We start from the raw sequence: 12,941 nt of genomic DNA, 5'->3' as shown, positions 1-12,941 counted from the left end.
TAAGTAACGTTCCTGATCAGATGTACGACATGGCGTCCGTGACCGATCTCGAGCGTGACGAACCGGCGGACGAACCCACGCCCTCCCGCACGAAACGCGTGTGGACGTACGGACTCATCGCAGTGTCGGTGATCGCCGTGGCGGTGGTGATCGTCGGCCTGCTGCTACCCGGACCGGAGCCGGAACTGACGACCGCCCCGCCGTCATCCAGCGATGTGCCGTCCAGTGCTGCCGCCCCCACCGAGAACAAGGTGGTCGACGAACCGTTCGACCCCAAGGCGCCGATCCCCGGGTGCGACACGGTCGAGGTGCCCGACACCGGGGACGGCAAGATCACGTCGAGCTTCACCACCGGCGAGCCCTCGTACGACAACCCCCGGTTCCCGTGGTTCACCGGACCCAAGGCGACGGCGATGTCGGATGCGCTGAGGCAACTCCTGCCGGCGGGGGCCGAGCTTCAGTTCGCGACTGCGTCGCAGTCTTTGGTCTTCCAGCCCATCACTGACCTCGGTGACCCCGACCCGATGGGGTCGACGAACGCCTACGGGTCGGTGACAAACGGTGACGCCCGGGGGAGCCTGCAGGTGGTGGTGCAGAAAACCTCCGCGAAGGTGCCGCCCTGCGTGGCGGGACAGCTCGACGCGCGTCGCGTGCTGTCCGACGCCACCGTGGTCGACGTGCATGACACCTGGCAGGAGATCAACGGCGTCCGCACCAACAGACGTTCGGCCTACGCCTACGCGGGTGACGGGTCATGGATTCAGGCCATCGCCGACGACGCCTACGGTGACAACAAGAAGCAGAACAGCGGCAAGATACCGCTCGCCATCGACGATCTGGTCCGTATGGTCGGCGATCCCGGGCTTCGCGTCAGTACTGCCGTACCGGCCGGAACGCCCGCACCACGCGACGAATGCCTTGCGTACTACGGAGGCGCAGACGGACCAGAAGTGACTCGCGAGCAAGCCGCGAGACTGGACCGCGTCCTCGCCACCATCGATTTCGGCGACCGCCGGCCGCCTCCGCTGCAGATCAGCGGTTCGACGAACAACGGCCTGTGCACCACGGTCCCGGCGGCGGGTTCGTTGCCACGACTCGACATCTCGATTGCAGGCGGCCAATCGCCGCCCGCCCAAGAGCGACCCGATCCGACCTCAGGGGAGCGGACCTCGCTTCGACGACTCGGTGACGGCACAGTCATCTCGACGTCGCGCAGCTTCTACTCGACCGCGCCCATCGACGATCCGGGAGCCGCACAGTCGGAGATGTCCACGACCGTCACCGTGACAAGGCCGAGCGGCAATCAGGTTGCAGTGGTCTCTCGCTCGTCGTTTGCGCCCGCACTGCCGCCGACGGCACTCGAGAAGATCGCGCTCACTCCGGGATTGGAACTGTGAGAGTGCAAGAGAAGAGCACCTGGGCCCTCATAGTTGCTGCGGTGGCCGCGGTTCTGACAGTCACCGCGGCGGTGGTCGTGGTGATGGACCGCTCATCGCCGACATCGAGTTCGGTCAGAGCGGGTGCCGGTACGCACACCGACGCACCCGGCGTCGCCTGGTCACTCGATGCCGCGACGTATCTCGGCCGCTCGTTCGGCGAATTCTCTGACCCACGCGGGGGAGCGTCCTACCGGTCGGGCAACCCTGGGCTCCTGCTCGCCGGCGACACACTCATGACGATCGCGGGAAGCCCCACCGATCAATACGTTCTCGGCGATGCCGTCATGCTCGGGATCGACCCCGCGAACGGAAGCGTGCGTTGGAAAGCGCCCGCAGCCGACATCGAAGAATGCAGCCCGACACCGCTCGGCGGAAAGCTTTACTGCTACGCGATCGGCGGTGGCACCGGCAGTACGATCGTCACCTACGAGATCGACTCCGGCCTGACGGCTCGCCGTCCGATAGCCGAGAACGTGTTCGGCCTGACGACCACGTCGGAAACCCTTTACGTCGCAGAGGGAAGTCTCGACGAAAACGATGTGCGAGTGCATTCGGGTTCGTATTCCGACGTGTCGTCGAACTGGACGCACGGTTTTGACATCGGCGGCGACTACGAAGGCATCTACGAGACCGACAACGTCCTCACCGTCATCGATGGCGTCGGCCTGATACGGACGGGTTCGGAGATGGCGCAGTTCGCCGCGGGGTCGGGCGCCGAACTGTGGCGCACCAGCGACTACCGCGTGCAGGATGCGCGTCTCGCGCCCGGTGGTGTTCTGGTGCAGTCGAACACTGATGGGAGCACCGGTGGAAAGGTCTCGGAGCAGGTCCTGCGCGGGCCGGACGGAAAAATACTCGCCAGTACGAGGAGCACGGCCGTGCAGCGGGTCAGCAACCAGAACGACGAGGACGATGCGGACGCGCCGATTCTCCTGGGCGATGCTGCTTATGACCGTTCCACCGGCAAGCGTCTGTGGGCCGGCAAAGATCTTGTCGCCGGGCAGGACATCGGCGCGGTGACGGCGATCGCCGCCGACACCGTCTACCTGCGCGACAGCGATATGAGCGAGACGGGCATCGACCTGAGAACCGGAAAACGCAGGTGGCGCAACGACAAGACCGAGCACTTCCAACCCCTCGCCTCCGCGGGCACCGTTGTCCTGGGCAACGACGGGAGTGCTCTGACCGCGTTCGACATCCGAAGCGGCCGCACGAGATGGACCGCACCGTTCTCGGCCCTCGACCCCGACCCCGATACGTTCTCGTCCGGTGGTGCGGCCGAGGCCTACGGCGACGGGTGGATCTTCTCCTCGGACCGCAGGATGATCGGTCTGGCACCCCCGTGACCGGACGGATCGCCGAGCCGAGGTGTCGGCTCAGCTGAAAACCTTGCCCGGGTTGAGGATCCCCTGTGGATCAAGCGCGGCTTTCACGGCGCGGTGCATGTTCAGGACCACGGGGTCGAGTTCCTGCACCAGGCCGTCCTTCTTCAACAGTCCGACACCGTGTTCGCCGGTCACCGTGCCACCGAGTTCGAGTGCCGCGTCGATGATCGTCGCGAACGCCGCCTGAGCCCGCCTCCTGGCCTCGTCGTCGTCGCGTGGGGTGATGAGCAGCGGGTGCAGGTTGCCGTCGCCGGCGTGCGCGATGTTGGCGATGGTGGTCCCGAACTCGATTCCGATCTGCTCGATCCGCGAGAGCATCTCGGGCACATGCTTCTTGGGGACACAGACGTCCTCGGTGAGGACCGGACCGAGACGTTCCATCGCCGGATAGGCGAGTCGGCGAGCAGCGAACAGGGCGTCGGCCTCCTCGGCGTCGGTGGAGACGGCGGCCCACGTAGCACCGGCTTCGGAGAAGCAGGCATGCATCTTCTCCGCCTCCTGGTCGCCGATCAGACCCGGTGTGTCGACGCGGCCCAGCAGCACGACATTCGCGTCGACCGACAGGCCCATGTTCTTCCAGGCATCGACGGCGACGAGGCACTGCCGATCGATCAGTTCGAGCGCCGACGGAGTCAACCCTGCTGCCGCGACCGCACTCACGGCGCGGCCGGCGTCGACGATGGAATCGAAGTAGCCGGCCACGGTGCGCTGTGGATCCTGGAGCGGTCGCAGTTTCACGGTGATCTCGGTGATGATGCCCAGCGTGCCCTCGGAGCCGACCATCAGCCCGGCGAGGTCGTAGCCGGCCACCCCCTTGGCGGTCTTGTGTCCTAGACGGACGAGATCGCCGGTACCGGTGACCACCTGCATCCCGAGCACGTAGTCGCGGGTCACCCCGTACTTGACGCAGCACAGACCACCGGCGTTCGTGGCGACATTGCCGCCGATCGTCGACCAGGGGGAGCTCGCCGGATCCGGCGGGTACCAGAGACCGTGCTCGGCGCACGCCGCACGGAGGTCGTCGTTGATGACGCCCGGCTGGACCACGGCATAGCGTTCGAGCTGATCGATCTCCACGATGGCGTTCATGCCGTCGAGCGCGATCACGACGCACCCGGCGGTGGCGTTGGCGCCGCCGGACAAGCCGGTGCCGGCGCCGCGGGTGACCACGGGCGTCTCGTGGGCGAGGCAGGCACGGACCACCGTCTGGACCTCGTCCGCCGTTCGCGGTCGGACCACCACGAGTGGCGCGCCGTACGGTGCCCACTCCGCTTCGTCGTGGTGATACGTCGCCACGATGTCCGGATCGAGCACGACGCGATCAGCGGGTAGGGACGTCCTCAGCAAGTCGAGCAGCGACATGACATCGACACTATCCACGCAGCGCCGGCGGCGGTCAGATGTGCCCGCCGTCCTCGAGGACCGTGCAGGCGTCGGGCCGCCCGAGTTGTGCCATACGCTGGGACGGATCAGTCATCCTTCACGGGGTTCGACCCGTGGACACCGGTGAGGGCCCCGCTATGCCGTTGTTGCCGCCTCCGCTTCCCCATGGACCGGGTGCGGCGCCGATGCGCGACAAAACGCCGCGAGCACTCCTGCGATGGTGGCTGGAGCAGCCGTTCGAGTACGAGTGGGTCCACGCGTTCGCCGAGTCCCACGCCTGGCTACGGCTCGATCGGATGCTCGTGTCGGTGGGCTACGCGATGTTGGCCGCGGTCGGGGCAACCCTGCTGATCAGCGGCGACCAGGGGGTTCTGGCCACCGCCTGCGCCGGGACCGCGGTGGTCTCGTTCGGGTTGATCTCGCTGTGGTGGTGGGCTGCCTTCCCATGGCCCAGCGAGCGGGTGTCGCTCGGCTTCGTGGCCATCGGCGAACTGGCCGGGTTGCCGCTCGCGGCCGCGGCGCCCAACGGCACCGTCGCGCTGGCCCTGCTGTCGCTGTACGTGCTGCCAGGGTTGTACCTCATGTTTTTGCACAGCCCGCGGGTGCTGATCGCCCACAACCTGTGGGTCCTGGCCGTGGTCGCCGGGACCGGCGGCTACGTCCTGGCCGCCACCGACACCGACGTCGCGACGGCTCTGGTGTTGATGGTCGTACAGCTCTCGGTGTGCACCGCGGGACTGGTGGGCGGTCAGGTCGCGCTGACGTTCCTGCGCAACGATGCCCGCAACTCGTTCACCGATCCGTTGACGGGCTTGCTGAACCGTCGCGGTTTCCACGCCGCGGTCACGCATTCGGTCGTGCGGCACCCGTCGGGTGTCCCGGTCAGTCTGTTGATGGCCGACATCGACAAGTTCAAACCGCTCAACGATTCTCACGGCCACCACCAGGGCGATCGACTGCTCGTCGACGTCGCCCGGATTCTGTCGACCGTCTGCGGTGGTCATGCGGACGCACTGGCGCGATTCGGTGGGGATGAGTTCGTGGTGATCGCCCACGTCGACTCCGACACCGCGATCGCACTGGCCCACGATGTTCGAGCCGCGGTGGCGGAACGATCGGGTGACGCGTCGCCGACCCTCAGCATCGGCGTCTGTACCACTGTCCTCGAATGCTGGCCGCCGTCCGACGACGCCGTTCGCACGATGCTCGCGCGTGCGGACGGCGTCCTGTACGCGACGAAACGCAGCGGGGGAGACGCGGTCACCGCTACGCAGGGCGACGACACGATCATCGGCGATTCGGTCTAGGCCACTGCGGCCGGCGGCTGGTGGTCTGTAGGAACGCCCCGCGCACGGAGCCGGATCCCATCCCGGTGCGCGCCAGTGTGCATGTGCACACCATCGACCGTTCGATCGTGTCGGTCCGTCCCTGTCGACGTCACCGCCCGTCCTCGACGATTGGTTTGTGTCCGAGAACCGAGCTGCGTGAGGTGATGGCGTGTTGATGGCCGTTCGATGGCTGATCGCGATGAGGCCGCGGCCGGCGGGTGGTGCTGTGCGGGTGGGGGATCGATTGGACACCACGTTCCGCGTGCTGCCGTCCGACCTCGACCTGCTCATGCACATGACCAACGGTCGCTACCTGTCGATACTCGACGCCGCCCGGATCGCTTACATGTCCGAGACCGGACTGTGGCGTGGCCTGCGCGCCCGAGGGTGGCATCCGGTGGTCGTCGCGCAGACCATCAGCTATCGGCGTCCACTGACACTGGGTACGCGCTATCAGGTCCGCACGGCACTGATCGGCGTCGACGCGCGTAACGCCTACTACGAACAGGAGTTTCACGTGGGCGAGCTGACGCACGCGACCGCCGTCGTCGCCATTCGCTACCTGGATCGAACTGGTGAATCCGTCCTGCCCGATCGACTCCTGGGTCTCGACGTCGAAGTGGCGCTCCCAGAGTCGCTGCCCGCCTGGGTCGGCGAGTGGTCGGAGGCGATCCGAACCCACACCGCGACCAACCCACGCACCATGACCTCGTCGAGAGGAACACCCGCATGACACGCACCGAGAACCTCGGCCACGATCACTACACCCTTGCGATCGTGGGTTCGGGATTCGCCGGGGTCGGCGCCGCGATCCGGCTGGCCCACCACCATCAGGGGAGCGTGGTGATCTTCGAGCGCGCCGACTCGCTCGGCGGGGTCTGGCGTGACAACACCTATCCGGGCGCCGCGTGCGATGTTCAGAGCGTCCTGTACTCGTTCTCCTTCGCACCGAGCGCTCGGTGGCGCAACACCTTTGCGCGTCAATCGGAGATCCGCGCCTACCTCGAACGCGTCGCCCGCGACCACGGTCTGTTGCCGCGGCTGCGCACACGATGTGCGGTGGACTCGATCACCTGGGACACCGCACGGTCGCGCTGGGTCCTGGAGACCGAACGCGGTACCTCGACAGCCGATCACGTGGTCCTCGCCACCGGCGCGCTGGCCGACCCGGCCATCCCCGACATCGCCGACCTCGACGAGTTCGAAGGACCGGTGTTCCACTCCGCGCAGTGGGATCACTCGGTCGATCTGACCAACCGTCGGGTCGCCGTGGTGGGCACCGGCGCCTCGGCGATCCAGTTCGTGCCGCAGATCCAGCCGCTGGTGTCGTCGTTGACGCTGTTCCAGCGCACCCCACCGTGGGTGATGCCCCGCAACGACACGCCGATCTCGCGGCGCATCCGTACCGCCACCCGTCTGATCCCCGGCGTGCAGAAACTCCGGCGCGCCAAGGTCTATGCACAACGCGAGGTGAAGTTGGCGGCGTTCCGGCACCCGCGACTGATGGCCATCGGGGAGAAGGAGGGACGCGAGCATCTCGCGCATGCGGTGTCCGATCCTGTCCTGCGCGCGAAGCTCACCCCCGACTACCGCATGGGGTGCAAGCGAATTCTCATCTCCGACAACTACTACCCGGCGCTCGCGCAATCGAACGTCGACGTACAGACGATCGGTATCGCCCGCGCGACAGCGCACGGACTGGTCGACACCGACGGGGTCGCGCACGAGGTCGACGCCATCATCTTCGGAACCGGATTCCACACCAGCCGTTTGCCGCTCACCGACGCGGTCACCGGCCCCGAGGGCTACACGCTGTCCGAGCAGTGGGGCGAGAGCCCGCGCGCCTACATGGGGACGTCGGTGGCGGGGTTCCCGAACCTCTACCTGATGCACGGCCCCAACATCGGGCTGGGACACACCTCGGTGATCATGATGTTCGAGTCGCAGCTGCGCTACATCGACTCCGCGATGCGCCTGACCGCCGAACGCGACGCGGCCACGGTCGAACCCACCGACGCCGCGCAGACCGAATTCGCCCGTGAGGTGGACGAACTCACCGACGGCACCGTGTGGACCAGCGGCGGCTGCACGAGCTGGTACCTCGACCCCACCGGCCGCAACAGCAACCTGTGGCCGTCGGGAATCGTCCGATATCGCAGGCGAGCAACGACATTCCGTGTGCACGACCATCTGACACGAACAGCAGGAGGACACCCATGACCCGCAGGATCTCGGTCGCAGGGAAGGTCGCCGTCGTGACCGGCGGCGCATCGGGGATCGGTGCCGCGACCGCGGCGGCGTTGGCCGCGAAGGGCGCCCACGTGGTGATCCTCGACCGCGCCGACAGCACGCAGGCCGCGGACGCCCTCCCGCAGGCGAACGGCAATCGACACCTCGGCCTGCGCGCCGATGTCACCGACAGCATGTCACTGGAGGCCGCGGTCGCCGCAGTGATCGACGAGTACGGGTGCCTCGACGTTGTGGTCGCCAATGCCGGTGTCGCGGAGGCGGGAACCGTGGCGGTCACCCCGATCGACGCACTGGCGAGGACCGTGGAGGTCAACCTCATCGGCGTCATGCGCACGGTCCACGCGACGCTGCCGCACGTGATCGACCAGCGCGGACACTTCCTACTGGTGTCCTCGGCCGCGGCGTTGAAGAACGTCCCCGGCGGATCGGCCTACGCCGCGTCGAAGGCAGGCGTCGAATGGTTCGGCGGGTCACTACGACTGGAGGTGGCCCACAAGGGCGTGTCGGTGGGCGTCGCCCACCCCGCATGGATCCGTACCCCGATGTACGAGGCGCAGGACAAGATCGACGCCGTCCGCGAGGGCATCCAGCGTCTTCCCTGGCCGTTCAACGTGGTCACCGACGTCGACGACTGTGCCGCCGCGTTCGTGGCGGGCATCGAGAACCGGAGCCGCAAGATCTACGTTCCCGCCGCGTTGGCCGCGGTGGACAAGGTCCGCGGTGTCTTCACCGGGCGCCTTTGGGACATTGCGGTCGGCCTGCGTGCGTCCTCGACGGTCCCTGCCCTCGAGCGCGAGGTGTCGGCACTGCGGGCGACCGAACCGGCATGACGCGCCCGAACATCGTTCTGCTGCACGGACTCGGTGGCTCGCCCGCGACCTGGGCGCGGGTCGAGGAGCTGCTGGGGGACTCGGTGAGCACTCTGACACCACATCTCGTGGGTGGTGCATCCATCGCCGACGATGCGCTGATCGTCGCGCGGCTCATGCGCGCGAACGGTGCAGTGCCTGCGACCGTGGTCGGGCACTCCCGGGGTGGACTCGTCGCCACGGCACTGGTCGAACAGTTCCCCGCGCTCGTCGAGCGATTGATCGTCATCGCCACCCCGCCGACCGTGGCCAGCCGCCTCACCGCGAGCAGTGGCTCCGAACGCATACTGCGGATACCGCTGCTCGGGACCGCCATCTGGTCTGTGCTGCCACCCGCTCGACTGCGCCGCGGCCTGGGCACCGCCTTCGCGCCGAGTCACCGGGTCCCGCAGTTCGCGGTGGACGATCTCGCGGCGCGTTCGTTGGGCGAGTTCGTCGCCGAGAGTAGCGCCATCAATCACTACGTCGACATCGCACCGCTCGGCGACCGTCTGTCGGCGGTGTCGTGTCCCGTCGACGTGGTCTACGGTCTCGACGACCGTCGCGTCGCCCCTGCTGCCATGGCGCTGTCCGCGACGGGGCCGGGCCGCCGCGCGTATCCGTTGGCCCATGAGGGTCACGGCGCGCCGTGGTCGTCGGCGGGAGCGGTCGCGGCGGTCATCCGAGACGAGGCGATGCCGGGTGCACCGATCACCGCACCGCATCGATCGGCCCCGACGCTGCGGCCCCGACGCTGGACGCCACCACCGACACCCGCGCGGGCCGGCGGGCTCGAGAGCACGGTGCCACTGACCGGGTTCCGACGTGTGGAGCTGCCGGGGCGCGGTCCGGAGGACGTGCGTATCGACGCGGCGGGGCGGATCCTCACCGGTGTCGAGGACGGACGCATCCTGCGAGTCACCCTGCACGACGACGCCCCCGCGACGGTCGAGACCATCGCCGACACCGGCGGACGACCGCTTGGCCTTACGGTGGTCGACGACCGCACCCTGCTCGTCTGTGACAGCGAACGCGGACTGCTGCAGGTCGACATCGACAGCGGCGAGGTCACAATCTTGGTCGGCGAGGTCGACGGCGAACCGGTCACCTTCGCGTCGAACGTGGTGCGTGCCCGGTCGGGGAGGATCTACTTCACCACCTCCACCCGGCGGTTCTCGTTCGAGGACTATCTCGCCGATCTGCTCGAACACTCCGGTACCGGACGCCTGTTGGTGCGCGACACCGACGGGACCGTCCGCACTCTTGTCGATGGACTCGACTTCGCCAACGGCCTCGTGGTCGACGACGACGAACGCCAGATCGCGGTGGCCGAATCCGGCAGCTTCCGACTGGGGCTGCACGGCGAGCGAGGCGGCGGCGACATCCTCATCGACAACCTGCCAGGTTTCCCGGACAACATCTCGGCCGATGGTGATCTCATCTGGATCTCCCTCGCCAACCCACGTGACCGGCGATTCGACACGCTCGCGACGCTTCCCGGCTTCCTCCGGCAACTCGTCTACGCGCTGCCCGAATCGCTGCGCGCCGGGGTGGACACCACGTGGGTGATGGCGGTCGACCGCGACGGCCACGTGGTGCACGATCTGCAGTCGTCGACCGTCGACTACTCGATGGTCACGTCGGTGATCCGACGCGGATCGCAGCTGATCCTGGGCAGTGTCACGGAGTCGGCGCTTGCGGTCATCGACCTGCCGGCCGGAACGGAGGAGACCCGATGAGTACAGCACCATTGGCGGGACAGGTTCTCGTGATCACCGGGGGCGCCGGGGGATTGGGTGCCGCCGCAGCCGGGGTGGCCGCCGGGCGCGGAGCTCGGGTGGTCTTGCTCGACCGCGATGCGGACGCACTGGCCCGCGCCGCGTCGACCATCCCCGCCGACGTCGACACCTACGTCCTCGACGTCACCGACCCGGCGGCGTGCACCCGGGTCGTCGGTGAGATCGTGGCCGCACACGGGCGGATCGACGTGGTGTGGGCCAATGCCGGGGTGTCGGTGTTCGGCCCGGTCGACTCCCTCGCCGGAGGTGAGTGGCAGCGGGTCATAGACGTCAATCTCATCGGCGCACACAACATCGTGCGTGCGGCTCTGCCCGCCGTTCTCGCATCCAGGGGCTACATCGCCATGACGTGTTCGTGGGCATCGTTCGCACATCAACCCGGACACAGCGCGTACGCCGCGGCGAAGGCCGGCCTCGAGGCGTTCGCCGACTCGTTGCGATTGGAGCTGGCGGGGACCGGTGTCGATGTCGGGTCCTTTCACCCGGGGTGGATCGACACGGCCATGGTGACCGGGAAGCTCGAGACCCAACCCGCATTCGCCGCGCTGCTGCGGGCGCTGCCCGGCCCGTTCGGATCCGTCAGCACCGTCGACGCCATCACCCCGCATCTGGTCTCGGCGATCGAGCGGCGGGCGTCGCGAATGATCTACCCTCGTGTCGGATGGGCCCTGCTCTTCGTCCGTGCCGCCTTACAGACCTCGGTGTTCACCCGACGCAGCCGGGAGGTGGCCCCGGAGATCAGGCGGCTCAGCGCGGACGCATGACGGAACGGTCGAGGGTGACGCGAATGGACGACGACACGTCAGGGCGGCGAGAGCGCGAGGTCGCCGGCCGCATCGCCTCGCTCATCGACGACGCCGAGGATGAGATCGATTCCATGGCAGCGGAATTGACCGCTCTTTACCGTGAGCGCATCCCGGTCTACGATCTGATCGCCCGCGACGAGATCGAGCGCAACACCCGCGCTGTCCTTCAGATCGTTCTGCGACAGGTACGCAGCGACACCCCGCAGATCAACACCACCGAACTCACCGAGCTCGCGCGCCGATGGTCAACCCAACAGATCCCACTCGAGTTGGTCGCACACAGTATCCAGGTGGGCGCTCGCCTGATCGCGAAGATCGTCCGGGCCCGCGCGACGGAACAAGGCATGAGCCCGGAGGTCATCGACGACCTGCAGGACATGATGTGGCACTGGGCCACGTCGTACTCGGCAGTCATCAACGCGGTGCTGCAGGAGAACGCGGTATCGCTCGCCGCGCGCCGAAGCACCTTCGTGCGTCGGCTGGTCGACGGCGAGTTCACACCGACTTCGCTACCTGCCCGTCTGATCGAGCACGGCGTGCAGCCGGAGCATCACTACCGGGTCGTCTGTGCCGACCACGACGATCCGCGCTTCGATTCCGAGGTTCGAGCGACCATCCGACTGCGTTGCGGCACGCGGGATCTCCCGGTGGTCGACGCCGTCGTCGACTCCTACTACGTGGCGCTGCTGCCGTCGCTGCCCGTCGATCTCGAGCTCGGGGCGCTGGTGGCGGTGGGTCCCGCCGCGCTGCCGTCCGACGCCGGGGCGTCGTACCGTCGTGCCCGACACACCCTCGACATCGCGGCGCGATTCGACCGCGCGGGTCTGGTCGATCTCGCTGGGCTCGGCGCGCTGCCGTTGCTGGCGTTCGACGACGACACCGCGCGAGATCTCGCCGACGTGCACCTCGCGCCGCTACGCGATCGTGGTGAAGTCGGTGCAGAGATCATCGACACGGTTGCTGCGTTTCTGCGTCATGACCGGCGTGTCGACGACACCGCTGCGGCACTGTTCCTTCACCGCAACACCGTTCGCAATCGCGTCAGTCGCTTCGGTGCCCTCACCGGACTCGACCTCGACCGCACCGATGATCTGGTGCTCACCTGGTGGATCCTGCACCGTCGCTGAAGGGCCTGCGGAGTCGGAGGGCTGAGGCAGAAATCGTCCTATACAGGGCTCATGCAGGGCACATTGCCCTCGACGCCCCCTATGTCGGACGATCTCTGCAAGAACCGCACAGCCACGGCGGCGGGCGCGACCTCGTCGAGACCTTCTCGTGACCTGGGCACGTTCCCGTACCGATCGCCGCGCGATCGCCCACGATGTCGGCCGCCGGACCTAGTGTCGAATCGTGAGCGAATACAACACCGGTTCCACCCGTCGCGTGGGTACCCACAAATCGATCGCCGACCTCGTTGCCGAGGATCACACACTCGCAGAAGTCGCTGTCGCGTTGGACATGTCGGTCATCGAGGTACTCCGGTGGTACACGGAGATGGCCGCACTGCTGCACGTACGAGAACTGCCTGCTCTCGCAAAGCGCCTGCGCGCAATGGAATACGGGTCGCCGGTTGTCGCCCCGTGGAGCCGCGAGATGTTCACCGTCCACACCGGGATCGTGCCCGAGCGCACCACATCCCTCGCGGGGTAGTCGGTAGCACCGGCACGCGCGGCGCTCTGCAAACAAGAGCGCGGCCGCGGCGT

Annotated in this window: 11 protein-coding genes; 10 read left to right on the top strand and 1 reads right to left on the bottom strand. The window is 67.5% G+C overall.

Annotation, left to right across the window (positions count from 1 at the left end; genetic code table 11):
* Window positions 1–29: 29 nt before the first annotated feature.
* Window positions 30–1,397, top strand: coding sequence for a hypothetical protein (locus IEV93_RS18075; RefSeq protein ID WP_188491403.1), 1,368 nt, complete (start codon window positions 30–32; stop codon window positions 1,395–1,397).
* Between the two features lie 41 nt (window positions 1,398–1,438).
* Window positions 1,439–2,785, top strand: a complete 1,347-nt coding sequence (locus tag IEV93_RS18070; RefSeq protein ID WP_229705287.1) for an outer membrane protein assembly factor BamB family protein — start codon at window positions 1,439–1,441, stop codon at window positions 2,783–2,785.
* 30 nt (window positions 2,786–2,815) lie between these two features.
* On the opposite strand, the gene IEV93_RS18065 is transcribed toward IEV93_RS18070, so the two are convergent.
* On the bottom strand, window positions 2,816–4,186 hold the full coding sequence (locus tag IEV93_RS18065; protein ID WP_188491401.1) for an FAD-binding oxidoreductase: 1,371 nt from the start codon (window positions 4,184–4,186) through the stop codon (window positions 2,816–2,818).
* 206 nt (window positions 4,187–4,392) lie between these two features.
* Here IEV93_RS18065 and IEV93_RS18060 point away from each other — a divergent pair, with 206 nt between their 5' ends.
* From IEV93_RS18060 to IEV93_RS18025, 8 genes are all read left to right on the top strand, one after another.
* Window positions 4,393–5,514, top strand: coding sequence for a GGDEF domain-containing protein (locus tag IEV93_RS18060; RefSeq protein ID WP_188491399.1), 1,122 nt, complete (start codon window positions 4,393–4,395; stop codon window positions 5,512–5,514).
* A gap of 253 nt (window positions 5,515–5,767) precedes the next feature.
* Window positions 5,768–6,268 carry an acyl-CoA thioesterase gene (locus IEV93_RS18055; RefSeq protein ID WP_188491397.1) on the top strand — a complete coding sequence of 167 codons (501 nt, stop codon included), beginning with the start codon at window positions 5,768–5,770 and terminating at the stop codon, window positions 6,266–6,268.
* Window positions 6,265–7,755 carry a flavin-containing monooxygenase gene (locus tag IEV93_RS18050; RefSeq protein WP_188491395.1) on the top strand — a complete coding sequence of 497 codons (1,491 nt, stop codon included), beginning with the start codon at window positions 6,265–6,267 and terminating at the stop codon, window positions 7,753–7,755. Before IEV93_RS18055 ends, IEV93_RS18050 begins: the two co-directional genes overlap by 4 nt.
* The gene (locus IEV93_RS18045) at window positions 7,752–8,615 is read left to right on the top strand and encodes a short-chain dehydrogenase/reductase (protein WP_188491393.1); all 864 of its coding nucleotides are present in this window, start codon (window positions 7,752–7,754) and stop codon (window positions 8,613–8,615) included. The genes IEV93_RS18050 and IEV93_RS18045 overlap by 4 nt, the downstream gene beginning before the upstream one ends.
* Entirely contained in the window at window positions 8,612–10,372 is a 1,761-nt protein-coding gene (locus IEV93_RS18040; protein WP_188491391.1) for an alpha/beta fold hydrolase, read from the top strand. The genes IEV93_RS18045 and IEV93_RS18040 overlap by 4 nt, the downstream gene beginning before the upstream one ends.
* The gene (locus tag IEV93_RS18035) at window positions 10,369–11,196 is read left to right on the top strand and encodes an SDR family NAD(P)-dependent oxidoreductase (protein ID WP_188491389.1); all 828 of its coding nucleotides are present in this window, start codon (window positions 10,369–10,371) and stop codon (window positions 11,194–11,196) included. Before IEV93_RS18040 ends, IEV93_RS18035 begins: the two co-directional genes overlap by 4 nt.
* 23 nt (window positions 11,197–11,219) lie before the next feature.
* The gene (locus IEV93_RS18030) at window positions 11,220–12,365 is read left to right on the top strand and encodes a PucR family transcriptional regulator (RefSeq protein ID WP_188491387.1); all 1,146 of its coding nucleotides are present in this window, start codon (window positions 11,220–11,222) and stop codon (window positions 12,363–12,365) included.
* Between the two features lie 223 nt (window positions 12,366–12,588).
* Window positions 12,589–12,888 carry a hypothetical protein gene (locus IEV93_RS18025; RefSeq protein ID WP_188491385.1) on the top strand — a complete coding sequence of 100 codons (300 nt, stop codon included), beginning with the start codon at window positions 12,589–12,591 and terminating at the stop codon, window positions 12,886–12,888.
* Window positions 12,889–12,941 lie beyond the last annotated feature (53 nt).

The sequence above is a fragment of the Williamsia phyllosphaerae genome, from assembly GCF_014635305.1.
GTDB lineage: Bacteria > Actinomycetota > Actinomycetes > Mycobacteriales > Mycobacteriaceae > Williamsia_A > Williamsia_A phyllosphaerae.
Note: the sequence above shows the minus strand (reverse complement) of the source record. Positions and strands in the feature narration are given on the sequence as shown.

Coding starts and splice junctions, on each gene's coding strand:
- IEV93_RS18075 (WP_188491403.1), top strand. CDS start 30: ATGGCGTCCGTGACCGATCTCGAGCGTGACGAACCGGCGGACGAACCC.
- IEV93_RS18065 (WP_188491401.1), bottom strand. CDS start 4,186: ATGTCGCTGCTCGACTTGCTGAGGACGTCCCTACCCGCTGATCGCGTC.
- IEV93_RS18060 (WP_188491399.1), top strand. CDS start 4,393: ATGCGCGACAAAACGCCGCGAGCACTCCTGCGATGGTGGCTGGAGCAG.
- IEV93_RS18050 (WP_188491395.1), top strand. CDS start 6,265: ATGACACGCACCGAGAACCTCGGCCACGATCACTACACCCTTGCGATC.
- IEV93_RS18045 (WP_188491393.1), top strand. CDS start 7,752: ATGACCCGCAGGATCTCGGTCGCAGGGAAGGTCGCCGTCGTGACCGGC.
- IEV93_RS18040 (WP_188491391.1), top strand. CDS start 8,612: ATGACGCGCCCGAACATCGTTCTGCTGCACGGACTCGGTGGCTCGCCC.
- IEV93_RS18035 (WP_188491389.1), top strand. CDS start 10,369: ATGAGTACAGCACCATTGGCGGGACAGGTTCTCGTGATCACCGGGGGC.
- IEV93_RS18030 (WP_188491387.1), top strand. CDS start 11,220: ATGGACGACGACACGTCAGGGCGGCGAGAGCGCGAGGTCGCCGGCCGC.